Origin of the sequence: Paenarthrobacter sp. TA1.8, assembly GCF_048595705.1 — a bacterium.
Lineage (GTDB): Bacteria > Actinomycetota > Actinomycetes > Actinomycetales > Micrococcaceae > Arthrobacter > Arthrobacter nitroguajacolicus.
Genome location: NZ_CP184287.1, coordinates 2,487,616 through 2,511,475, shown reverse-complemented (window position 1 = coordinate 2,511,475; position 23,860 = coordinate 2,487,616). Strand labels below are relative to the sequence as shown.

The following is a 23,860-nucleotide window of genomic DNA, read 5'->3' as shown; positions in this document are numbered from 1 at the left end:
TATCTCGGGAAGAGACCACTATCCAGAATAGCCCGTGAAGCTGGGAGCCAGCTTAAAGAGCGCGTCAGCCCATTGAGTCCAGGAGTGCATCCACTCGTTCGTCCACGCTCCGGAAAGGATCCTTGCACAGGATCGTTTGGTGGGCGCGATCGTTGAGTTTCAGGTGTACCCAGTCCACTGTGTAATCGCGGCCAAGCTCCTGCGCCCTCCGCACAAAGTCTCCGCGGAGCTTTGCGCGAGTCGTCTGGGGTGGTGCGTCCACGGCATCCTTGACGTCGGTTTCCGTAACCAGCCTGCGTGCTGCGCCGCGCGCCTGCAGGAGGAAAAAGATGCCGCGTTGCCGCGAAATGTCATGGTACGTGAGGTCCAATTGGGCAATACGGGGTGAATCCAGGCTGAGGTCATGGCGGCGCATGTAGCCGTCCATGAGCTTTTTCTTGATAGCCCAATCCACTTCGGTGTCGATGGTGCTGGTGTCACCGCTCTCGATGGCATTCAAGGTCCGCTCCCACAAGTCCAGGATGAGCGGTACGTGGGCGTTGTGCGCGCCGTTGGTGGCCACGAAGTCTGTCACCTTGTTGAGGTACTCCCGCTGAATATCAAGGGCAGTGAGTTGCCGTCCATTGGCCAACCGAACCAGTGCGCGACCCGTAAGGTCGTGGGAAATTTCGCGGATGCTGCGGATCGGGTTCTCCATGCGCATGTCCCGCATGATGACGCCCGCCTCAATCATGCGGAGGATGAGGTCCACAGTGCCTACCTTGAGCAGCGCGGACGTCTCAGACATGTTGGAGTCGCCCACGATCACGTGGAGGCGGCGGTAGAACTCCGCGTCCGCATGCGGCTCATCGCGTGTGTTGATAATGGGCCTGGACCGGGTGGTGGCCGAAGACACGCCTTCCCAGATATGGTCAGCGCGCTGGGAGAAAGCGAACGTGGCGCCATGCGGGGTCTTCAATACCTTGCCGGCCCCGGCGATCAACTGCCGGGTAACCAAGAAGGGAATCAGGATCTCGGCCAGGCGGGAGAATTCCCCGCGCCTCGGTATGAGGTAGTTCTCGTGGCTGCCGTAGGAGTTCCCGGCCGAATCAGTGTTGTTCTTGAAGAGGTAGACCGTGCCATTGAAACCCTCTGCCGCGAGCCTGGCCTGGGCCTCATCCACCAGGTCGTCCAGGATAAGTTCGCCCGCCCGGTCATGGGCGATGAGCTGGGCAAGGTCGTCGCACTCGGCCGTGGCGTACTCAGGGTGCGAGCCCACATCAAGGTAAAGACGGGAACCGTTGGTGAGGAATACGTTGGAGGACCTCCCCCAACTGACCACCTTGCGGAACAGGTACCGTGCAACTTCCTCGGGAGCCAGCGGGCGTGAATCCGGACTGGAATAAGAGATTCCAAATTCCGTTTCGATGCCAAAAATCCGTTTATCCATCTCAGCTCTCCTCTGTGAGCAACCGGGTCATGTCATCCGGCAACAACCGCCGGAACGCCCGGCGGGATCCGCGGTTGCTTTCCGAAGCACGGTAGAGCACGGCGGCTTCGACGGCAGTGGCGGGCAGTTCTTCAACTTCCTTGTTCGTGGCCAAGGCGCGCAGGGCCAATTGCATGGCCCCCGCCAAGCTGAGCTCCGGCTCCCAAGCCCCGTTGACGACGTCGGAAATTTGGTCGGCAAGCCCGCCCATGACAACGAAGCCGTTCTCATCGGCGATTGATCCATCGAAGGTGAGCCGGTACAGGTGGTCCTGTTCCTGGGTAACGCCAACCTCGGCTACCGCCAACTCCACTTCGAACGGCTTCTGCTCGGCCGTGAACACAGCTCCAAGGCTTTGTGCATAAACGCTGGCAAGGCCGCGCGCGGTCACGTCCTCGCGATCATAGGAATAGCCACGGACATCGGCGTAGCGGACGCCGGCTTGCCTGAGGCTTTCAAATTCGTTGTACTTGCCGACCGCAGCGAAGGCAATTTTGTCGTAAATTTCACCGATTTTGTGCAACGAGGGTGAAGGGTTTTCGGCGATCAGCGCGATGCCGTCGGCGCAGCTGATGACCACTACAGAACGTCCGCGGGCGATGCCCTTCCGTGCGAAGTCCGCACGGTCCTTCATCAGCTGTTCGGGAGAGACATAGAACTGCTGTGTCATGTCAGGCCTCCCTTCCTGCTGCGGCCCGCGATTCGACAATGGCGCCGGCTATCGCGGCCAGGTCCCGTTCAGGGACGCGCCGGTTGCCGGAACGGTCGACGGTGTACACCACCGGCCATAGTTGCCGGACAGGGTCAGGACCGCCGGTGGCGGAGTCGTCATCGGCGGCATCGTAGAGGGCCTCAACAGCCACTGCCACGGCGTTCTCTTCTGACAGGTTAGGTTTCCACAGTTTCTTCAGGGCTCCCCGCGCGAATACGGAACCGGAACCAACGGAGTGATGCTCCTGTTCTTCGTAGCGGCCGCCTGTGACGTCGTAGGAGAACAAGCGGCCCACGCCGGAGACGTGGTCGAAGCCGGCAAACAGTGGAACGACTGCCATGCCTTGCATTGCCATGGGCAGGTTTCCGCGGATCATGGCGCCCAATCGGTTGGCCTTGCCGACGAGGCTGAGGAGCGTTCCCTCGATCTTTTCGTAGTGCTCCAGTTCCACTTGGAAAAGCCGTGTGATGTCGATGGCCAAGCCGGCAGTTCCGGCAATGCCGAGGACTGAATACTGGTCCGCCGGAAATACCTTCTCGATGTGCCGGCTGGCGATGATGTTGCCCATGGTGGCGCGGCGATCCCCGGCCATCAGCACACCACCGGCGTACGTCAAGGCCACGATCGTGGTGGCGTGCGGCGAGGCCGGGACCATACCGGCGGGTAACGATTGAGTGAAGGGAAGGAGTTCGGGACGCGAGCGTTGAAGATGCTCCGTGAAAGAAGACGTTGCCTGGGTGGCCAGGGGGCCGTTTGATGGGTCCTGCATTGCTGCACTCCTTCGACTCTGCATTCCGATGCCCGGCGGCCTCACGCCGGCCGGGCAGTACATCCTCTGGCGGGTCCGCCTACTGGCCGCCCTTTTGGACAAACGCCCTCACGAACTCTTCAGCGTTCGACTCGAGAACGCCGTCGATTTCGTCGAGGAGGTCATCCACACCCTGCGTCGCTTCCGAAGCCTGTGCCTCGGGTGCTGCCGGTGGTGCCTCCGGTACGTCGACTTCGGTCTCGGTGTCCCGTGACTGCGGTTGTTGCTGCTCCTGTGCTGCCATTTTCTTTCTCCCTACTGTCAGTCTCCTGAAGACGGAGACTTCCTAATGCAATATTGCCACGCGGACCGGTGCTGCGGACGGCTTTGACCCGGCACGAATAGTCCTGTGGCGTTCATCCGTCAACTCCTCGCTGGCGGTGGTTTTTGACCCAGCAATTCGGCCAGGAATGAAGCAGCATCCGTGTGGCGGTCAAAGAGCGCACCGGTCAAAGCCTGTGTGCCCCTCAAAGGCTCACGCGTGGGTACCCGTTGCAGTTTTCCCAGCCCTGGAACATCGAAGATCACCGAGTCCCAGCTGGCGCCGACAACGTCCTTGCCGAAGCTGGAAACGCACCGGCCGCGGAAGTAGGCCCGGGTGTCCGACGGCGGTTCGGTGACCGCCCGGGTGATGTCGCCGTCGTCGACAATACGCCTCATCCTGTCCCTGGAAAGCAACCTGTAGTAGAGGCCTTTCTCGGGCCGAATATCGGACCATTGAAGATCCACCAAGCCCAGGCGGGCATCGTCCCACGCCAGTCCGTCTCGGTTTCGGTAACCTTCAAGCAGCGATTTTTTGGCCACCCACTCAACCGACGAGGCAGCAGCATCAGGATCTGTACCGAGAGTTGTCAACGTGGACTCCCAATGGGACAAAACCTGATGCGTATGGCCGTCTCCAGTGACTGAATCCGCTACCCCTGTCTCCTGGGCCAGTTTGGCGGCGGCCTCGAAATACATCCACTGGAGATCGAGAGCTGTCACGCGTCTCCCGTCGAGGAGCCTTACTGTGACAGCCAAGGTGGTGTCGTGGCTGACGGCTTGGAGGGCCTGGACAGGCTCATGAACTTCGATCCTCGGAGCCTGTCCCGCCTCAATGAGACTCAGGACCATGGCAGTGGTTCCGAACTTCAGGAAATTTGAGGCCTGGCTGAGGTTGGCGTCCCCAATGATTACGTGGAGGCGGCGGTACTTGTCCGCTGTGGCGTGTGGCTCGTCCCTCGTGTTGATGATGGGGCGCCGGATGGTGGTCTCCAGCCCCACCTCTGCCTCAAAGAAGTCAGCCCGTTGGCTGATCTGGTAGCCAGGCGTTGAGCTGTCCTGTCCCATCCCCACCCGGCCCGCACCGCAGATGACTTGGCGCGAAACGAAGAAGGGAGTCAATCCACGGATGATGTCCCCGAAGGGCACCGAACGGGGCATGAGGTAGTTCTCATGCGAGCCATAGGACACAGATTTGTTGTCGGTGTTGTTCTTGTAGAGGTTGATCGGAGGAAGCCCTGTATCGGACGCGACCTTCCTGACGGTAGCCAACGCCACCAGGTCACCGGCGGCATCCCAGGCCACGGCATCCCGTGGGTTGGTGACCTCCGGACTGGAGTACTCAGGGTGCGCATGATCGACGTAAAGGCGGGCACCATTGCCGAGGACCATGTTCATCAGGAGGGAACCGGACTCGTCAGCGCCGTCCAGTTCCAACTCCTGTCGGCCATAGGCCAAGGCGACCGCTTCGGCGTCGAGCACTGGCGGCTGGTCCGTCAGCTGGCTGGGATCCGCCGTTGACCTATCCACTGTCCAACCGCGGGCGTCGTGCAGCGGTTCCTCGTCCGTATAGTCCCACCGTGTCTCCGCGCCGCCGGCCGCACGTTGCCGGGTAACAGTTGCATACGCCTGGATGATCCTGGCGGACATCATGGTCGCGTTAGCTCCCGGCGCTGACGGTGCATGGATCCCATATTCAGTTTCCGAGCCCATGACGCGCATGGCGCCGCCTGCGGGAAGCTTCTCTCCGGGTGAACCCTCGGGCCTTGCTGTCACAGGTACTGACCTGTGTTGGCGGTGGTTTCGATGGACTTGCCAGGCTCCTGGCCTGCCTTGCCCTGAACGATGGTCCGGATGTAGGTGATCCTTTCGCCCTTCTTGCCCGAAATTCGTGCCCAGTCATCGGGGTTTGTGGTGTTGGGCATGTCCTCATGCTCACGGAACTCATCCACCACGGCCCGAAGCAGGTGATCGATCCGAAGACCTTTTTGGTGGCTGGTCAGCAAATCCTTGATGGCGTACTTCTTGGCCCGATCCACCACATTCTGGACCACGGCGCCGGAGTTGAAGTCCTTGAAGTACAGCATTTCGGTGTCGCCGTTGGCGTAGGTGACCTCGAGGTACTCGTTGGACTTCTCCGTGGAGTACATGGCCTCCACGGTGCGCTGGACCATGGCGTCCACGGTGGCCTGCACGTCGCCGCCGTATTCAGCCAAATCCTGAGGGTGGAAGGGCAGGTCAGTGGTGATGTACTTTGCGAAGATGTCGGCTGCGGCCTCGGCGTCGGGTCGTTGAATCTTGACCTTCACGTCAAGGCGACCGGGACGAAGGATTGCGGGATCGATCATGTCCTCACGGTTTGAGGCCCCAATCACGATCACGTTGTCCAGGCGCTCCACACCATCGATCTCACTGAGAAGCTGCGGCACGATGGTGGTTTCGACGTCGGACGATACCCCGGTACCGCGGGTGCGGAACAGTGAGTCCATTTCATCGAAGAAGACCACCACGGGGCTGCCATCTGAAGCCTTTTCACGGGCACGCGAGAAGATCAGCCGGATGTGGCGCTCGGTCTCACCCACGTACTTGTCAAGGAGCTCCGGACCCTTGATGTTCAGGAAGTAGCTCTTGAGATCGGTGTTGCCCGCACGTTCCGCAGCCCGGGCAGCGAGGGAATTCGCTACTGCCTTGGCAATCAGGGTTTTACCGCAGCCCGGAGGGCCGTAGAGCAAGATGCCCTTGGGGGCCTTCAGGCCATGCTCACGGTAGAGGTCCGGATGGAGGAACGGCAGCTCCACGGCGTCGCGGATCTGCTCGATCTGCGGGCCAAGCCCACCGATGTCCTGGTAGGTGATGTCCGGAACTTCTTCGAGGACGAGGTTCTCCACCTCGGCGCGCGGGACCTTCTCCAGCGCGTAGCCGGTCCTTGAATCGAGCGACAACGCGTCGCCCACTTTCAAATGAACACTTTGGAGTGCCCCGGACAGCCTGACTACACGCTCTTCGTCGGCGCGGCCCACCACCAGTGCCCGGTCCTTGCCCAGCATTTCCTTAAGAGTGACCAGTTCGCCGGCGCGTTCGTAACCGAGGCCAGCCACTACCAGGAGTGCCTCGTTCAGCAGGACTTCCTGTCCTACAGCGAGCTGGTTGAGGTTGACGAGCGGGCTGACTCCCACGCGCATCTTGCGGCCGGAGTTGAAGATATCCACGGACTCTTCGGTGGCTGCCTGCCCCGAACTGCCGGCTGACGGCTGCTTCCGTGGGTTGATCTGCACCACGGTACCAAAGCTGTAAGGAGGCTGGCCCTCCTGCTCCAGGGCGCCCTTCAAACGAAGAATTTCAGCCTTCGCCGTTTCCAGCATGCTGACCAGTTTGCCGTTGTTCTGGGTCGCGGCTGCCAACTGGCGGTCGATGTGGCGAAGCTTGTCCCGGAGGATGTTGATTTGCCGTTCGGCAACAGTCAGCTCACTCGAGGTCTCCGGCGGTTGAACAACGCCAAGCCCCCGGCTTGCCGTATTCTCCGCTGCGTCGTTTGCTTCTTCCGGCGTCGGCCGTCCAAGGTCGTTGTTTGACGTATCCACGATTCATCAGCCCCTTCCTGCGCTTAACAAGACCTTAGTCCCGAAAAGCTCAGGGTGCTGGGTGACATCCGGAATGCGAACCCTATTGTGACCTTTGTCAGTTTGTGACTGAGGGATCATCCTGAACGTTGGTCCCGGCGATGGCATCACGTGCTGCACGGCGCAGCTTCTTGTCCGAGACGGAACGCTCCCCCACTGCTGCAGGGGTCCAGGCGTTGAGGTCCTCTTCGCTGAATTCGGTCTTGGAAGGGCGGCGCTTCACGGAAATTCCCGTGACGCCCTCAGCAAGACGGCGGGTGACCAGCAGGAATCCGGTGTGGGCGACCATCCGGTGGTCCGGACGGACAGCAAGGCCCTCGAGGTGCCAGCCACGAACCATCGATTCCCAAGCGTCCGGCTCGGTGAAGCGGCCGTCAGCGCGGATGGCTTCGGCAGTGCGGGACAACTGGGTGACTGTTGCTACGTAGTTGATCCAGACACCGCCTGGAGCCAGGACAGTAGCAACCGCGTCCAAGCACTCCCACGGCGCAAGCATGTCCAGCACCACCCGGTCCACGGACCCCGGGGCCTCGGCCTTGACTACCTCTTCCTGGAAATCTCCCAGGGAGATCTGCCACGCGGGGTGCGGTCCACCGAAGATGGTCTCAACGTTTCCCCTGGCGATGTCCGCGAACTCTTCGCGACGCTCGAAGGAGTGGAGGTAGCCGCCGTCGCCGACTGCGCGCAGCAGGGAGATGGAGAGTGCGCCGGAGCCAACGCCGGCTTCCACAACCCGCGCGCCCGGGAAGATATCGGCCATGGTGACGATCTGGCCTGCATCTTTGGGATAAACCACAGCGGCACCACGGGGCATGGACAGAACGAAGTCAGAGAGCAGCGGCCGCAAGGTCTGATACTGCTGGCCGACGTTGTTGCTAACCACCGAGCCATCCACCTTGCCGATGATTTCATCGTGGTTCAAGAAGCCGCGGTGCGTATGGAAGGCGCCGCCCACTTCCAAGGTGATGGTGTTCATGCGCCCACGCTCGTCCGTGAGCTGGACCCGCTCGCCCACACGGAAAGGCCCGCGGCGTCGTGCAGCGCCCGTCGGCTGGACTGTTGAGCCGGTACCGGGCTCGTCAGTGCCTGTGGTTGCTGCGGGGGCGGCGGTTTCGCTGCTCATGTGGTGTTCCTCGCTCCTGTACGGCTGGGCCGCGGTGTGTAACCGGCTGGTGGGCGCCAAAAATTCAATGGGTCTGTTTTGTATAACCGCCGGCATGTAACTCTACCGGCAAGGCAGTCAGGCCCGCCCGCTCTTGCGTGCTTCCTTACCTGTTATGGCCGTCACTACGGCCTGCTGGCGGAGCAGCCCGGTGACGATTCCGTTGTGATCAACCACAGCGTATTCGCCGCCCTCCAGGCGCGCCAAGTACTGGATCAGTTCCTGCCCCTTGGACCATTCGGGGACGTACGCCCCGGCGGCCAGGGCATGCGCCACTGCGGTGACAGGCGTCGTCGTGGCAGCTGCGGCTGGAACAGCGAGCGTTGCGCCGAAATCCACAACTCCCTGCGGTTTGCCGTCGGGACCGCAAATCACGACGGCGGGACTTCCGGCGGGTGAGATGTCCAGGACGTCTGCCACTGAGGCCGAGTTCGGCACGCCCACTGCGGGCTCAGCCAACCCCGCGGCACTTACCAGGTACAGGCGACTGCGGAGCTTTGCATGGTGGATGGAGCTCGAGGCGCCCATCCAGAGGAAGCCGCACACCAACACGGTAATCACAATGAAGGTGAGATCCGGCCAAGCGCCGCTGATCAAGGGCAGGCCAATAAACCAAATGACCAGCACCACAACGATGATGCGCCCGGACCACCCTGCGGCAATGGTGCCCTTGTCCTGGCTACCGGTCGCTTTCCATACAGCAGACTCCACCAAACGCCCGCCATCCAGTGGCATCCCGGGAAGTATGTTGAAGATGCCGATCAAGAGGTTTGCCCTCATCAGGATGTCACCCAGGGTCGCCGACACTCCGCTGAGCAAGTCGGCGGACATTACTGCCCACATGACCCCGGCGACGACGAAGTTGGAAACAGGCCCAGCCAGGGCGACGATGACGGACTTCCCCGGCGAAGCCGTGAAGTTCTCGAATTGAGTGTGTCCACCCCAAAGATTCAGAACGATCTTCTCGGTCGGCCATTTGAAGGCCTTTGCGCTGAGCGCATGTGCAAGTTCATGGATCAGGACGGAAATGGCGAGCAGCAGGGCAATGCACAGCGCCACAAGGTAGGCCCAGTTATTCAGATAGGGCATGTAGTCCATCAACACCGGCCCGTAAACGAACACCGTAAAGGCCGCGATGACAAACCACGAATACGCAAGGTAGACGGGAATGCCGGCGATTCGTCCGAGGGGAATGCCGTCCCTCTTTTTGGTTTGCGGGTGTTGCTGTGTGGAGGGGCTGCTCACCTAGTTGGCCCCTTCAAACAGGTTGGCTGCGGCGAAACGGTCCGCCACGAGCTGCTGTAGATCGATTGCGGTACGGCCCACCAACGTGGGCCACGTGATCATCCGGGGGTCCTCCGGGAGGGGAACCTGATGGGGAATTCCCACTGTGACCACACCCGAAGCGATAGCGGCAGTGGCACCTGGGATGGAGTCCTCCAAGGCGACGCAGTGGTCGATGGTGACGGACGGGTCGTTCAACCTGAGGCGTTCCACGGCGGTGAGGTAGGCCTCCGGGTGCGGCTTCCCGTTGGTGACGGTGTCACCTGTCACCATGAACTCGAAGTAGGGCTTGGGAAGGCTCTCCACCACCACTCCGGCCAAAGGACCCTCCGACATTGTCACCAGGGCGCAGCGGATGCCCGCCAAGTGGAGTTCATCCAGCAGTTCGCGTGCCCCGGGCCGCCATGGGACTTCTTTACGGACCTGCTCGATGACTTGTGCGCTCAGCGTGTCCACGATGTCACGGGCTTCGAGCCTGACGCCCGCGGCCTGCAGGACGGCTGCCGAGTGAAGCAGGGACTGTCCCACCAATTGCATTGCCTGCTGGTGGGACCATGTGCCGCCGTGGGATTCCACCAGCGCGCGCTCCGCAGCGATCCAGTAAGGTTCCGTGTCCACGAGTGTGCCATCCATATCCCAGAGCACGGCTTTGAGGAGGGGCTGGCTGGGTAACGAATGCATGGTTTCCAGTCTACGTGGAACCTGGCGGGCGGCCGTTCGTCCGTTGCGCTGTGGGCGAATCCCGGACACGCTTCGGCGTGAAATGCCATGCATCCACGAGGGTCTTGGACGTAGGGTGAGTGGATGAACAGTGTGGACGGGACCCCCGAAGGACAGGACATCACCGCGGAGCCCGAGCGTTTCCTTAAGGAACCCGCGGACGGCCAACGTGTCACGGTAATGCTCGCCGCGTTTGAGGGCTGGAATGACGCCGGAGAGGCCGCTAGCGATGCCCTGCACTACTTGAACAAGCTCTGGGATGGCAAGAAGGTTGCCACTGTGGATGCCGAGGAGTACTACGACTTCCAGTTCACGCGGCCCACCGTGCGTCGCACGTCCTCAGGTGCCCGGAAGGTGAAATGGCCGTCGACCCGGATTTACAAGGCTGAAGTTCCGGACAGCAACGTTGACGTGGTCCTCGTGCTCGGTACCGAACCTTCCTACCGCTGGCGCGCCTACACCACCGAATTACTGGTCCATGCCGAAGCGCTCAAGGTGGACTCCGTGATTTTGGTGGGCGCGCTGCTGGCCGACGTGCCCCACAGCCGTCCAATTCCGGTTAGCACCACCACCGAGGACAGTTCCCTGCGGGAGCGCCTCAACCTGGAGGCTTCCCAGTACGAGGGGCCAGTGGGCATAGTGGGCGTGCTCGCAGAGTTCGCAATGCTGGCAGGGCTGCCCACGGTCTCCCTGTGGGCAGCAGTTCCGCATTACGTCGCCCAGCCGCCCTCCCCCAAGGCACAGCTCGCGATCCTGCACCGGATCGAGGATCTGCTGCAGGTTCCTTTGGACAGCCAGGCGTTGGCTGAAGAATCGGAGGCTTGGGAGCGTGGAGTGGACGAGCTCGCCACGGAGGACCCTGAAATTGCTGCCTATGTGCGGCAACTGGAAGAAGCGAAGGACACCGCCGATCTCCCGGAGGCGTCCGGTGAGTCAATCGCCCGCGAGTTTGAGCGGTACCTGAAGCGACGCGGTAAAGAGCGCCCCTAAGGGATCAGTACCGGCAAAAACCAACAACGGCCCTGACAGGATGTCAGGGCCGTTGTTTGTTTTCTTGGGTAGCTTAGAGCTCAACGCCGAGCAAAGCATCAATGGCGTCGGTAACAAGGGCGGTATCCTGCTCCGACTTCTCAGCGGCAGTGCGAATCGCTTCCTTCGCCCAAGAGTCGACGGCGGCGATTGCGCCAGGAGCGTTGAGGTCGTTTGCAAGTTCATCGCGCATGGCAGATATCAGTCCTGCAGCGGATCCGGCCGGCGCGCAGTCCAAGGCAGCACGCCACTGTATGAGCCGGTCCTTGGCTTCGGCGAACTCCGCATCGGTCCAGGACCAGTCCGAGCGGTAGTGGTGGGCAAGGATGGCAAGGCGGATCGCCGCCGGCTCCTCCCCTGCAGCGCGCAGCTTTGAGACAAGTACCAGGTTGCCCTTGGACTTGCTCATCTTCTCGCCGTCCAAGCCCACCATGCCGGCGTGTGAATAGTGGCGCGCCAGCGGAACGCCGGACAAGGAGTAGGCATGGCCTGCGCCCATTTCATGGTGCGGGAAGACCAGATCAGAGCCGCCGCCCTGAACAGTGAAGGGGGCGGGAAGGTACTTTTGCGCGATCACCGTACATTCGATGTGCCAACCCGGCCGGCCATCGCCCAAGGTAGCTCCGGGCCAGCTCGGTTCGCCGTCCCGTGCAACGCGCCAGAGCAAGGGATCGAGGGCATGGCGCTTGCCCGCCCTGGCGGGGTCGCCACCGCGCTCTGCGAACAGCTCCAGCATTTCCTTTTCGCCGAGGCCGGAGACATCGCCCAGTGTCCAGGCGTCTGTGGCGTCGGAGCGCTTGCCCGCCGTCTCGACGTCGTAGTAGACATCGCCGTCGGGCTCTCCTTCAGAACCGGCAACGCGATAAGCAATGCCGTCGGCAATAAGCTGCTCGATGGCGGGCACGATGTCCGGGATCGCCTCGACTGCGCCGATGTAGTGGTTCGGCGCGAGGACATTCAGGGCGTCCATGTCTGTCTGGAAAAGGTCGATCTGGCTCTGGGCCAAGTCACGCCAGTCCACGCCTGTTGCCGTGGCGCGCTCCAGGAGCGGATCATCGATGTCCGTGACGTTCTGGACGTAGGACACCCGGACGCCGGCATCGCGCCAGGCACGGTTCAGGAGGTCGAATGCCACATAACTGGCCGCGTGTCCCATGTGGGTAGCGTCATACGGCGTGATGCCACAGACGTACATTGACTGTTCCGGCTGTCTCTCGACGTCCACCACTCGGCCGATGGCTGTGTCGAACAGCCGTAGTTGCGGCATGCTGCCGGGCAGCTCAGGAACAGGGCGGGAGGTCCACGATTTCACGACTCAACCTTAGTGCTAGGCACTGATGACATTGAAACCGAGCAGGACATACAAAGCCAGGCCCAGGAGGATGCGGTACCAAACGAAGAGCCTGTAACTGCGGGTGGAGACAAACTTCAGGAACCAGCCAATGATGATGTAACCCACCACGAAAGCGATCACCGTGGCCAAGGCAGTCTCCGGGAGACCGTAGGGGCCAGCAAGGCCCTCGTTCGTCACCGTCTTATAAAGCTGGTAAAGGCCGCTGCCGAACACCGCGGGTATGGCCAGGAGGAAGGAGTACCGGGCAGCTGCTTCACGGGTGTAACCCATGAGGAGGCCGGCTGTGATGGTGCCGCCGGAGCGGGAAACGCCCGGGATCAACGCCATGGCTTGCGCGAAGCCGTAGAGGATGCCGTGCTTATAGCTCAGTTGCGTGAGATCCCTCTCTTGCCGGCCGATGGCATCGGCGACAGCGAGAATCATGCCGAAGACGATCAGCATGGTGGCAACGATCCACATACTGCGTAACACTGACTCAATCTGGTCCTGGAACAGCAGGCCCAGGATGATGATGGGCAAGCTGCCCAGGATGACCAGCCAACCCATGCGGGCATCCGGATTGTTGCGCTCGACTTTGCCCGTGAGGGAGCCGAACCAAGCCCCGACGATCCGGACGATGTCCCGCCAGAAGTAGACGATTACAGCGGTTTCAGTTCCCAGCTGCGTAATGGCCGTGAAGGCTGCACCCGGATCTGCGGCATTCGGAAGGAACGAGCCGACAATGCGCAGGTGTGCGCTCGAGGAAATCGGGAGGAATTCGGTGAGGCCCTGCACCAGGCCCAGCAAGGCTGCTTCTATCCAGTTCACGTGAATAGACCCTACGTCATGAAGTCCGCAAACTCCCCGTAAGCTAACTGCTATGCAGCAGCGTTATGTCGGAAACAGCGGGTTCCGCGTGTCCTCTTTATCCCTTGGCACCATGTCCTGGGCCCAGGAAACCGACGAGCAGGACGCGGCTGAACTGCTCCATGAATTCGTTGCCGCTGGCGGCACTGTTGTAGACACGGCAGCGTCCTACGCACAAGGGCGGGCAGAAGCCTTGTTGGGATCCATGCTGGGCGACGTCGTGGCCCGTTCCGAAATTGTGATTTCCACTAAAGCCGGCGTGTCGTCCTCGGACTCCAGGCGCAGCGTCAACGCTTCCCGCGGCGCAATGCTTTCCGCACTTGATGCCAGCCTCGCCAGGCTTGGCACCGACTACATTGACATTTGGTTCGCCCACGAGTGGGATCCGAATGTTCCCTTGGACGAGACTCTTTCGGCTTTGGAACTTGCCCAGCGGAGCGGACGTGCCCGCTATGTGGGTATCTCCAATTACAACGGTTGGCAGACAGCCAAGGCGGCGGCCGTGGCCGGCTTCACCCTCGTGGCCAACCAGTCCGAATACTCCCTCGTCCACCGTAAAGCCGAGGAAGAACTCATCCCTGCGGTGGAAGACGCCGGCCTGGGGCTGATGGCATGGGCGCCTCTGGGCCGTGGAGTACTCAGCGGCAAATACCGTGGCCAGATTCCTGCCGATTCCCGTGCCGCACAGAGCCGGTTGGCCGGTTATGTGGAGCCGTATCTCGAGTCGCGGCCATCCCGTGTGGTGGAGGCCGTGGCCATGGCCGCGCGCGGACTTGGCCGGACACCGATGGACGTGTCCCTCAGCTGGTTGCTCTCCCGGCCCGGCGTTGCCACGGCAATCGTCGGCCCCAGGAACGCCGTTCAGCTGAAGGAAGTACTGGACGCCCAATTGACGGCGCTGCCGGCTGAAATTGCGCGCGCTCTCGAGGACGTTTCAGCAGCGTGATTTCAGCCTACTGGCGGTCCAGAATGTCCAAAAGGTAACTGCCGTAGCCGCTCTTGGCGAGCTTCGCAGCCTGCTGGCGGAGCTCGTCATCCGTCAGGTAGCCCATCCGCCAAGCCACCTCCTCCGGAGCGCCAATCTTCAATCCCTGTCGGTTTTCCGTGGTTCGGACATAGTTTGAGGCGTCATTCAGGTCGCTGAAGGTACCGGTGTCCAGCCAAGCGGTTCCCCGCGGAAATTTCTGCACATGCAACCGGCCAAGGTCCATATATTTCCTGTTGATATCCGTGATCTCCAGTTCCCCCCGCGGAGACGGTTGCAGCTCCTTGGCCATGGCAACCACGTTGTTGTCATAAAAGTAAAGCCCAGGAACGGCATAATTGCTTTTCGGCGCTGCGGGCTTTTCTTCGATGGAAACGGCCATGCCTTGGTCGTCGAACTCCACCACACCGTAGGCGGACGGGTCCTTGACCCAGTACCCGAAGATGGCGCCACCGTCCACATCGGCATAATGTCGGAGCTGGTTGCCCATGCCGGGGCCGTTGAAAATGTTGTCGCCCAGGATCAGCGCCACTTTGCCGCTACCGATATGCTGCTCCCCCAGAATGAATGCCTGGGCAAGCCCGTCCGGCGTCGGCTGCCGGGCATAGCTCAAATTAATGCCGAATTGGGAACCATTGCCCAACAGGTTTTCGAATTGAGGACCATCCGTTGGTGTCGTGATGATAAGGATGTCGCGGATGCCGGCAAGCATCAAGGTGCACAGTGGGTAGTAGATCATTGGCTTGTCGAAGACGGGTACCAATTGCTTGCTTATTCCGAGCGTAATGGGATGGAGCCGGGATCCTGTTCCACCGGCCAGAATAATTCCGCGCATCTAACTGTCCTCTCCCGCTGCACATCGCCGTATTCGACGGTTACGCTATGGCCATGCAGAGAATCCTTGTCACCGGCGGGGCCGGATTCATCGGATGCAATTTCGTTCACTTCATCATGGAGCACACCCGTCTCCATGTCACTGTCCTGGACAAACTGACTTATGCGGGCAACATTGAATCGCTGTCGGGACTACCCACAGACCGTTTTGAATTTTTCGAGGGTGACATTTGCGATGCTGCCGTGGTGGACGTATTGACATCCTCGGTGGATGCGGTTGTCCACTTTGCTGCCGAGTCGCACAACGACAACTCGCTGGAGGAGCCCCGGCCTTTCCTGGACACTAACCTGCTCGGTACATTCACCCTCATCGAAGCGGCGCGAAAGCATGGTACCCGGTTCCATCACATCTCCACGGACGAGGTGTACGGAGATCTGGCCTTGGACGATCCTCAGCGGTTCACGGAAGACTCCACATACCGCCCCACAAGTCCGTATTCCGCAACGAAAGCGGGCTCGGACATGTTGGTGCGCGCCTGGGTTCGCTCGTTCGGCCTCAAGGCGACCATCAGTAATTGTTCCAACAACTACGGCCCTTACCAGCATGTGGAGAAGTTCATTCCACGGCAGATCACCAACATCCTTGACGGTTTCCGACCCCGCCTTTACGGCAACGGGCGGAACGTCCGGGACTGGATCCACGTGGAGGACCACTCGTCCGCAATCCTGGCGATATTGGAAGGAGGCCGCTTGGGCGAAACCTACTTAATCGGCGCCGACGGCGAACGTTCCAACCGCGAGGTAGTTGAGATGTTGCTTACCCTCGTGGGGCAGCCCCGCGATGCTTATGACCTGGTGACCGACCGGCCCGGTCACGATCTCCGTTACGCCATCGATTCAAGCAAGATTCGACGCGAACTCGGTTGGTCGCCCCGTTATTCGGACTTCGACGCCGGGCTGGCTGACACAGTGCAGTGGTACAGGGACAACGAACACTGGTGGCGGCCGCAGAAGGCAGCCACGGAGTCCAAATACGCTGGACAGGGGCACTAAGGCGTGGATCCGGGACGGCAGCTACGTTCGAGGACCACGCCCATCCCTGGCCTGCTGCTGTTTGAGCTGCCTGTTCACGGGGATGACAGGGGATGGTTCAAGGAGAACTGGCACAGGACCAAGATGATGGATGCCGGGCTGCCTGACTTCGGTCCGGTGCAGAACAACATTTCCTTCAACGCAGCGCGCGGTACGGTTCGGGGCATTCATGCTGAACCCTGGGACAAGTTCGTTTCCTTGGCCTCCGGTCGGATCTTCGGCGCGTGGGTTGACCTTCGTGACGGCCCGACTTTCGGGACACTGTTTACCGCAGAGCTGACTCCTCAGGACGCCGTTTTTGTTCCCCGTGGCGTGGGCAACGCCTTCCAAACGTTGGATGACGACACGGCGTACACGTACCTGGTTAACGATCACTGGAGCGCGGAGGCACAGAAGGAGTACACGTTCCTCAACCTTGCCGATGAGGAAGTAGCCGTGCGGTGGCCAATCCCCTTGGAGAAGTCCATTGTGTCTGCACAGGACAGGAAGCATCCGCGGTTGGGTGACGTTGTTCCCATGCAGGGGCGGCGGACGCTGGTCCTTGGAGCGGACGGCCAGTTGGGTACAGCCCTCCGGCATGCTTTCTCGGGCGACGCCACGGCGGACTTCGCCAGTCGGGCGCAGTTCGACATCACCGTAGAGGACTCCTATGAGGCACTCAACTGGCGCAATTACTCCACGATCATCAACGCAGCCGCTTTCACCGCCGTCGATGCCGCCGAGACTCCGGAAGGCCGCGCAGCTGCCTGGAGCATCAACTCCGCTGCCGTTTCCCGCTTGGCGCGGACCGCCGTCGAGCATTCACTCACGCTGGTCCATGTATCCAGCGACTACGTTTTCGATGGCACAACAGAGGTGCACCACGAAGATGAGGTTCCCACTCCCCTGAGTGTCTATGGCCAAAGCAAGGCCGCCGGTGATCTTGCTGTGAGCACACTACCGAAGCACTACATCGTGAGGACAAGCTGGGTGGTGGGCAACGGAAAGAACTTTGTTCGAACCATGGCTTCGTTGGCCGTCAAGGGGGCCTCGCCATCGGTGGTGGATGACCAACGGGGACGGTTGAGCTTCGCAGCTGACATCGCGGAGGGCATTCATCACCTGCTCCGAAGCAAGGCGCCCTACGGGACGTACAACCTCAGCAACAGCGGTGAAGCCAAGTCCTGGTATGAGGTGGCCCGCGACATCTACGGCTTGCAGGGCGTCGATCCAGATCTTGTGCAACCCATAAGTACATCGGACTACGCGAAGCCCAACACTGCACCGAGGCCAGCAAGCAGCGTCCTGGACCTGAGCAGAATCCGCGCTACCGGATTTGATCCGCCCGATGCGAGGGAGCGTCTGGCTGCGTACCTCAGTGGCTTGCAGCTCTAGCGGAGACCGGTCAAACGTCCTAAAGTAGGCCTACGGCAGCCTTTTGCAGGAGGCCGGGAGACAACTCAAATGAACATGTTGACATGGCGGCACAGGTCCGCCACCGACGATCCAGGCAGTGCAGCAGCCTCGGATCGTCGGCCACATGGTGATGCCTTGAGTTGGAGCCGAGAATGCTGCTACCGAAAATCATGCCCACCGGAGATCTCCTCCACCGGGTAGTCCCATACCTTTACCCGCGGCGCGGTGTCGCTGCCGTCAATCCCCATCCTGAACCGCACGCACGTGTGGTTGAAACCGGAATGCGCGCTTCCGACTCGCCTTGGGTGAGTCTTGGCGGGGTTCCGGTAAGGCTCATGGAAGCCGCCGGCGCGCTTGGGGAGATTTTGGACCGTGCAAGCTCCCCCGAAGCGCCTCCCCTGGGCGTTTGTTCTGCAAATTTGGACCACATCCGGCATTTTGGAGCAGGAAGCCGTTGGATTGGTACTTTGGACCCACCGGGTCCTGTTGAATGGCTAACCTTGATCGATGGCGCACCCTTGGCCACCGAGGCCCGGCGCCTCACTTCGCGGATGTGGCCCCGCCTTGCGGGCAGCGACCTCATTCACCCCCTGTTGGATGGAGCAACTTCACGGGGACTGCGCGTTGGTTTCCTGGGAGGTTCAGAAGAGACCCAGGAACTGATCGCGGGAAAGTTCGCAGCGGAGCGGCCTGATTTGAGGGTGGTGGGGTGGTGGGCTCCCACCAGGTCCGTGCTGGGCGATGCGGCCGCATCCTGCAAGCTCGCCGATGAGATACGGCAGGCGGCCCCCGATGTCTTGGTGGTTGGTTTGGGAAAACCCCGCCAGGAACTGTGGATTGCCGAGTACGGCCACCTGACCGGCGCCAAAGTCCTGCTCGCATTCGGTGCCGTGGTGGACTTCCTGGCCGGGCATGTCCGGCGCGCTCCCTTATGGGCCAGCTCGCATGGACTCGAATGGGCATGGCGCCTCATGCTGGAGCCGCGCCGCCTGGCTCGCCGTTACCTGGTGGAGGGGCCGGAGGCCTACGTGAAATTACGCACGGCGAGCAGCCGTGACACGGCCGCGGGTGGTGCGGTGGCAAGCTCTGCAGCCATCGGGATCGACGTCGTCCCTGAGCCCGTGCCCAGCCGGGCTCAGGGATCATTCGTACCGGCAACGGACCGGGCCGACGTCGCCGTCGTTGTTGTCACTTACAACAACGCCGACGACGTCGGGCCACTGGTCGCCAGCCTACGGAAAGAAGCGGCGGATGTTCGGATCAAAGTGGTGGTGGCCGACAACTCTCCCGATGAAAGCACCTTTCTTGAACTGTCCCACCACCCCGATGTCACGGCGGTTCGAACGGGAGGAAACCTCGGCTATGCCGGCGGGATCAATGCAGCGTTGTCCCTGGCCGGAGAGGCCGGAAGCTATCTCATCCTCAATCCGGACCTGCGCGTGGAACCTGGTGCGTTGGCCGCCATGCTCAAGCGCATGAACACGCAGGGGGCCGGCATGGTGGTACCGGTCCTGTTGGACAATGACGCAAGCATCTACCCTTCCTTGCGCCGTGAGCCGGGCGTTCTGCGAGCGCTGGGTGACGCGGCGCTGGGCAGCCATGTGAAGGCCAGGCCGGGTTGGTTGTCGGAGATGGACTTTGATCCGGAAAGTTACCTGCATGGGCATCGGGTTGATTGGGCGACGGGTGCTGCTCTGCTGATTAGTGCTGATGCAGCGAAGGTGGTGGGTGCATGGGACGAGCAGTTCTTTCTGTATTCGGAAGAAACCGATTATTGCCATCGTGTCAGGGATGCGGGTTTTTCCATCTGGTTTGAGCCGGCGGCCCGGATGTGGCATGAGCGTGGGGGCTCGGGGGCGTCGCCGGAGTTGACTGCTTTGATGTCGGTCAACCGGGTGCGCTACGCGGCCAAATATCTTGGGCGTGGCCGGGCCATGGCTTTTAGGGGTGCTGTGCTTGCCGCAGAGGTTGCCCGATTCAATAAGCCCGGGCATCGGGATGCGGCGTTGGCGGTCCTGAGTCAACGGCGTTGGGCGGCGCTCCCCCACGCTACGCGTACCTCGACTGTAACCTTGCGATGACCGGGTCCTATCCCTCCGGTGCTGTCATCATTCCGGCGCATAACGAGGCCGGGGTGATCAGCAGGACGCTGGAGGCGTTGAGGGAGGTCATCGAGTGGGGCACGGTTGATGTGGTGGTGGCCTGTAACGGGTGCAGGGACGCTACTGCAGCGATTGCGTCCCGGTGCAAAGGTGTTCATGTGGTTCACGTGCGCGAGGCGTCCAAGACTGCGGCGTTGAACGCTGGCGACGAGGCCACGGAGCGTTGGCCACGGCTTTACCTGGATGCTGATATTGAGGTTAGCGCCCCTGCGCTTCGTGCGGTCTTTGTTGCCTTGGACGACAACAGCTTGCTGGCCGCCCGTCCTGCTTTTCGATATGACACCGAGGGCGCGTCCGTGTTGGTCAGGGCTTATTACCGTGCCCGTTCCCGCATACCGGGTAATGCTCAGGGGCTTTGGGGTGCAGGCGCGTATGCCCTGAGCTTTTCAGGGCACGAGAGGCTGGGCAGGTTCCCTGCCTTTACCGGTGATGACTACTATGTGGACCGGCTGTTTTCCGACGAGGAGAAGGCGGTACTGCCTACGGAGCCGGTGGTTGTCCGGACGCCGCGGACGTGCTCGGCTCTGTTGGCTGTCCTCAGGCGTACGTATCGGGGGAACGCGGAACAAGATCGTGTATCCGGCGGTGCTTCCAGTGCGCGGACTATACGGGAGTTGCTGGCATCTGTCCGGGGGCCGCTGAGTTTGTTCGATGCCGCCGTCTATGTCGCGTTCGCCGGTGCGGGCCGTCGTCGTCCGCTGTCAGCACGCAAGTTGGTGGCCGTTTGGGAGCGGGACGACAGCAGCCGTTAGTCAGTAGCCGCAGCTGCCGCCGCCTTCGATGCTGTACAGGTGGATTGCGTTGCCGTCGGCGAAGGCGTCTGTGAAGGTTCCGTTGACTATGGGGATGGTGCGGTTTTCATCGATGACGACGGCGGTGCTGCCGCCGCAGTTCACTGTGAAGGTTGCGGTTCCACCGGTGCCCTTGTTTGCTCCCGCGAAGACGTAGACCTTGCCGTTGTGGAGTTTGGTGGCGAGGTCCACTGGTCCGGTGGCTCTGGTGGCGCCGTCGAGGAAGGGGGCGTTAAGGACGGGGGCGAGGTTTTGGATTTGCTGGTTGACGGCGGTAACTGTGGGCCGTGCTTCGCCTGGGCAATCACGCAACACATGTTGGGTCACGCAGTCTCCGCCGAAACTATGGTTGAAGTAGATGATCCCGCGGGCACCGTGGATGAGGCTGTTCCAGACCGCTGCGCGAATTTCCGGTCCGCTGATTGCGCTCGCCCGTGGCGAGTCCTCAAAGGGGTGACCTACTTCCACAAAAGCCCAGACTGGTGCGTTGCCTTCCGTGAGTTTACGGATGCGCTCGACTGTCCACCCATAGTTGGCTGCCAATCGGCATTCGGAGTCTGTCAGGTCCCTTGCGTAGCCGGTGATTGCCCCGCCCTCTGTTTGGGCGCAGATGTTGGGATCTGTGAACCAGTAGTTGTCGGCTGATACAAGGTCCTGGGTTCCGTTAATGAAAGCCCGGGATTGTTCATCGGACAGCCAGAATGTTACCCCTTTGCCATAGTTCGCGTAGGTCATGATTCCCGGTGGTGCGGAGGTGCGTAACTGCTTTTGGACTGTGTAGCCGCATTTGGACTCTTCAGGCGAGCATATAGGGCCTTCGCCCGGAAACTTGCCGGTCCATTGGGCGTCTCCTGCCCCACCCCACATGTCTACTTCGTCGCCCAGGGCATAGCCGGATGCCTGGGCTGCAGCGAACGTGGGAATCGCGTACATCCCCGAAGCCCTGACGAGGTCGAGGTCGGAATCCGGGGTCAGGACCACGTACGTGTTTAGTCCCGCGGCGTGATCCTTCGCGACGTAGTCCTTTTCCAAGGCACTTTCGAACCAAACGCCGACAGGAAAGAAGTGGGGTTCGATGGGTAAACCGTTTGTGAATCGAGAATAGAAGTCGAGGCCGCCGTCGACGTCGCGGAGTTCTATTCCAGGCGGGTGCGTCGTTGTGCTTCGCGGCGTTTGGATACTGGGTTCTGGTTCGGCAACGGGGCGTGGGGCTTGTGCGACACCCAGGACCGCTGTTACGGCCAAGAGACAGAACAAGGCAAGAGCGCCTAACATTGCGGTTGTCTTCCGCTTCATGGCTACCGCTTTCCTGGCTTGCCTTCGACACGGTATGTCGGTCCGGCATCGACGTATTCGGTTTGTCGTGCCAGGCGCCATAGCGCACCAGCGATTCCAAGCATGAAGAAGAAGAGGCTGGCTGCCATGGCGAACGACAATCCGTCAAAGAACGCGAAGGTCACGGCGATCGCGGTTATCGAGGCCAAAACGGCCTGACTGACCTGGCGCATTTGGTCATCGGATGCCAACTTACGGGCCCGCCAAGAGCAGACGATGGCGCAAAGTATCAACGCTACGAATGCCGCCAATCCGACGAATCCCAGTTCCACCAGGATCCCGAGGAATTGATTGTCCACTATGACATAGTCCGGAAGGAACGTTCCGAACCCGCGCCCAACTACGGGGTTGTTGGCCAGCATCCCAAAAGCGGTCGTGTATGCACTGGTCCTCGAACTGATGCTGGGGTCTGCTGTCCCCACGGTGAAAAGCCCCCGGAGCGTCCCAAGCATCCCGGGAGTCAACAGGTACATTCCTGCGGCCAGCACGAGGCCGAGCAGCAGTGCACCACGCCGAACCTTCTTGGGCCAGGACGGCACCAAGGCAAGCAGAGCGACGCCGAAGGCCATCAATGCCGAGCGGGAGACCGATAGGACGGCGGCCGAAGAGATGGCCGCCACGGGCAGCCATCTCAGGAGCCAGCCTCTGGCCCGGTCAGTAACGGCGAGCGCGATGGCGATGGGGAGCGAAGCGGCTAGCACCACTCCGTACTCCAATGGGTGGCTGGCCATTCCGGCGGCACGAATGAACCCTCCCCTGGACTGCACGCCCGTCAGTTCCGAGGCGGCGCTGAAGCCGGGAATGCTGATCCAGTCCACAAGGGATGATCCTGTGGCAAATTGCATCAATCCCAAGACAGCCGTCGCCGTCCCTAGAACGACAAAGCTTCGCAGCACTTTGATCAGAGTTTGGCGGCTGGCCAGTCCGTCATTGATGAGCAGGAAGATTCCGGCCCAGCTGGCCAGCCTGATGAGCCCGCTGTCTGCGGGGCTGGCCTCCGAATCGGGGACGCCGTGCAGCATTGCCAACGAATAGCTGGTCAGGGCGGCGGCCAGGAAAACCACCATGGTAATTCGGACAGCTTGGGAGCCTGTGCGCGTTGGCGTAGTGCGTTGCAACTGATACAGCAGCCACCAGGCGAAGGCCAAGAGGCCGCAGATTGTGCTTGGTCGTCCAACGGAGCCTAAAGCAGTTATCGTCAGATTTGAGGGAATAAGGCACGTAGCGAACAAGTAAACGATGACAAACCATGAAACGTCTTTGCGCTCCGGCGCGTCCAGAGCACTGGCTCTGCCTGGGGCGGTGGTGCTTTCATAGGAGGGATGCATTGAGGGTCCCCTCCACTTGGTTGTTGCGGTTTAGCTTGCGGCGCACCAGGACGCGATCAGCGTAGAGGGTTGCTACTGAAGTGAGGGCCAAGGACAGGCCAGCCCACACCACGGATCCCTTCATGCGGGTCACCGGGGTGCCGCCGCCGAAGATGACTTCTGCTTCTGATGGGGTGGTCTGCGTGGAAATACGGTCCGCTTTTACGGTTGCTTCGTTCTGCAATTGGATCGTGGCGTCGTTTATTCTGTCGAGTACGTCGGCGAGGACCTGGTTCACTCTTTCGGCGCTGGTATCCACTACCTGTATCTTGAGCACCGGTTGGCTGAATGTCTTGTTCCATTGACCGCCGTTGGCGGGTAACGTCACCGAGAACCCCTTTTGAACGCCAGCACCGTAGAGGGTTCCCCGTGTCAGGCCCAGATCTACAGACGGAGCTTCCTGATTGACGCGTCGCTTGACCATGTCGGCGAATTCCGTCAAGGTCATGGCGCTGCCACCGGAGATCCAGTAGGCCGGTTCGCGTTCAGGGGCCACGAAGGTAACGTCGGCTTCAGTCCAAAAGACGGGCTCCGATGACCGGATGGCGCCAAGGGCAGCCAGACCTAGTGCCAGTCCGAAGGCCACCATGTACCATCGGCGCAGCAGGATCCCCAGGAAAGTTGACGCAGTCATG

General features: G+C 61.1%; 21 protein-coding genes. 6 read left to right on the top strand and 15 right to left on the bottom strand.

Features of this window, described 5'->3' with window-relative positions:
- Positions 1-64: 64 nt before the first annotated feature.
- The 9 genes from pafA to ACNAOT_RS11515 all read right to left on the bottom strand — a co-directional run bounded on the left by pafA (position 65) and on the right by ACNAOT_RS11515 (position 10,089).
- A complete protein-coding gene (pafA, locus tag ACNAOT_RS11555) occupies positions 65-1,429 on the bottom strand; it encodes a Pup--protein ligase (protein WP_091470747.1) in 1,365 nt (454 codons plus the stop codon).
- Between the two features lies 1 nt (position 1,430).
- The gene (gene prcA / locus ACNAOT_RS11550; protein ID WP_091470746.1) at positions 1,431-2,138 is read right to left on the bottom strand and encodes a proteasome subunit alpha; all 708 of its coding nucleotides are present in this window, start codon (positions 2,136-2,138) and stop codon (positions 1,431-1,433) included.
- Position 2,139: 1 nt separating this feature from the next.
- A complete protein-coding gene (prcB, locus tag ACNAOT_RS11545) occupies positions 2,140-2,949 on the bottom strand; it encodes a proteasome subunit beta (RefSeq protein WP_420178127.1) in 810 nt (269 codons plus the stop codon).
- Between the two features lie 79 nt (positions 2,950-3,028).
- Entirely contained in the window at positions 3,029-3,232 is a 204-nt protein-coding gene (locus ACNAOT_RS11540; RefSeq protein ID WP_017200952.1) for a ubiquitin-like protein Pup, read from the bottom strand.
- 119 nt (positions 3,233-3,351) lie between these two features.
- Entirely contained in the window at positions 3,352-4,971 is a 1,620-nt protein-coding gene (gene dop / locus ACNAOT_RS11535; RefSeq protein ID WP_208295867.1) for a depupylase/deamidase Dop, read from the bottom strand.
- Between the two features lie 50 nt (positions 4,972-5,021).
- Positions 5,022-6,830: a proteasome ATPase gene (arc, locus tag ACNAOT_RS11530; RefSeq protein ID WP_091470741.1), complete on the bottom strand. Its 1,809-nt coding sequence runs from the start codon at positions 6,828-6,830 to the stop codon at positions 5,022-5,024.
- A gap of 97 nt (positions 6,831-6,927) precedes the next feature.
- On the bottom strand, positions 6,928-7,992 hold the full coding sequence (locus ACNAOT_RS11525) for a tRNA (adenine-N1)-methyltransferase (protein ID WP_420178126.1): 1,065 nt from the start codon (positions 7,990-7,992) through the stop codon (positions 6,928-6,930).
- A 117-nt stretch (positions 7,993-8,109) separates the two neighbouring features.
- Positions 8,110-9,276, bottom strand: a complete 1,167-nt coding sequence (locus ACNAOT_RS11520) for a site-2 protease family protein (RefSeq protein ID WP_420178125.1) — start codon at positions 9,274-9,276, stop codon at positions 8,110-8,112.
- Entirely contained in the window at positions 9,277-10,089 is an 813-nt protein-coding gene (locus ACNAOT_RS11515) for an HAD family hydrolase (protein WP_364305186.1), read from the bottom strand.
- 30 nt (positions 10,090-10,119) lie between these two features.
- On the opposite strand from ACNAOT_RS11515, the gene ACNAOT_RS11510 reads away from it, so the two are divergent.
- Positions 10,120-11,025: a PAC2 family protein gene (locus tag ACNAOT_RS11510; RefSeq protein WP_054808090.1), complete on the top strand. Its 906-nt coding sequence runs from the start codon at positions 10,120-10,122 to the stop codon at positions 11,023-11,025.
- Positions 11,026-11,098: 73 nt separating this feature from the next.
- Here ACNAOT_RS11510 and mshC read toward each other — a convergent pair whose 3' ends face one another.
- On the bottom strand, positions 11,099-12,376 hold the full coding sequence (mshC, locus tag ACNAOT_RS11505) for a cysteine--1-D-myo-inosityl 2-amino-2-deoxy-alpha-D-glucopyranoside ligase (RefSeq protein WP_420178124.1): 1,278 nt from the start codon (positions 12,374-12,376) through the stop codon (positions 11,099-11,101).
- A 15-nt stretch (positions 12,377-12,391) separates the two neighbouring features.
- Positions 12,392-13,225, bottom strand: coding sequence for an undecaprenyl-diphosphate phosphatase (locus tag ACNAOT_RS11500; RefSeq protein WP_091470731.1), 834 nt, complete (start codon positions 13,223-13,225; stop codon positions 12,392-12,394).
- A gap of 52 nt (positions 13,226-13,277) precedes the next feature.
- Here ACNAOT_RS11500 and ACNAOT_RS11495 point away from each other — a divergent pair, with 52 nt between their 5' ends.
- Complete coding sequence (locus tag ACNAOT_RS11495; RefSeq protein ID WP_420178123.1) at positions 13,278-14,210, top strand: aldo/keto reductase; 933 nt, start codon at positions 13,278-13,280, stop codon at positions 14,208-14,210.
- Between the two features lie 7 nt (positions 14,211-14,217).
- Here the strand turns inward: ACNAOT_RS11495 and rfbA are convergent, their stop codons facing one another.
- Complete coding sequence (gene rfbA, locus ACNAOT_RS11490) at positions 14,218-15,084, bottom strand: glucose-1-phosphate thymidylyltransferase RfbA (RefSeq protein ID WP_091470728.1); 867 nt, start codon at positions 15,082-15,084, stop codon at positions 14,218-14,220.
- 53 nt (positions 15,085-15,137) lie between these two features.
- On the opposite strand from rfbA, the gene rfbB reads away from it, so the two are divergent.
- The 4 genes from rfbB (at position 15,138) to ACNAOT_RS11470 (ending at position 20,484) form a co-directional block, all read left to right on the top strand.
- Positions 15,138-16,136: a dTDP-glucose 4,6-dehydratase gene (gene rfbB / locus ACNAOT_RS11485; RefSeq protein ID WP_420178122.1), complete on the top strand. Its 999-nt coding sequence runs from the start codon at positions 15,138-15,140 to the stop codon at positions 16,134-16,136.
- Between the two features lie 3 nt (positions 16,137-16,139).
- The gene (locus ACNAOT_RS11480; RefSeq protein WP_420178121.1) at positions 16,140-17,549 is read left to right on the top strand and encodes a sugar nucleotide-binding protein; all 1,410 of its coding nucleotides are present in this window, start codon (positions 16,140-16,142) and stop codon (positions 17,547-17,549) included.
- 173 nt (positions 17,550-17,722) lie between these two features.
- Positions 17,723-19,651, top strand: coding sequence for a WecB/TagA/CpsF family glycosyltransferase (locus ACNAOT_RS11475; RefSeq protein WP_420178120.1), 1,929 nt, complete (start codon positions 17,723-17,725; stop codon positions 19,649-19,651).
- Positions 19,648-20,484, top strand: a complete 837-nt coding sequence (locus ACNAOT_RS11470) for a glycosyltransferase (protein ID WP_420178119.1) — start codon at positions 19,648-19,650, stop codon at positions 20,482-20,484. Before ACNAOT_RS11475 ends, ACNAOT_RS11470 begins: the two co-directional genes overlap by 4 nt.
- Here ACNAOT_RS11470 and ACNAOT_RS11465 read toward each other — a convergent pair whose 3' ends face one another.
- The 3 genes from ACNAOT_RS11465 to ACNAOT_RS11455 all read right to left on the bottom strand — a co-directional run bounded on the left by ACNAOT_RS11465 (position 20,485) and on the right by ACNAOT_RS11455 (position 23,859).
- Positions 20,485-21,819, bottom strand: a complete 1,335-nt coding sequence (locus ACNAOT_RS11465; RefSeq protein ID WP_420178118.1) for a hypothetical protein — start codon at positions 21,817-21,819, stop codon at positions 20,485-20,487. It abuts the gene before it with no gap.
- Between the two features lie 2 nt (positions 21,820-21,821).
- Entirely contained in the window at positions 21,822-22,925 is a 1,104-nt protein-coding gene (locus tag ACNAOT_RS11460) for an O-antigen ligase family protein (protein WP_420178117.1), read from the bottom strand.
- A gap of 244 nt (positions 22,926-23,169) precedes the next feature.
- Entirely contained in the window at positions 23,170-23,859 is a 690-nt protein-coding gene (locus tag ACNAOT_RS11455) for a hypothetical protein (protein ID WP_420178116.1), read from the bottom strand.
- Between the last annotated feature and the right edge of the window lies 1 nt (position 23,860).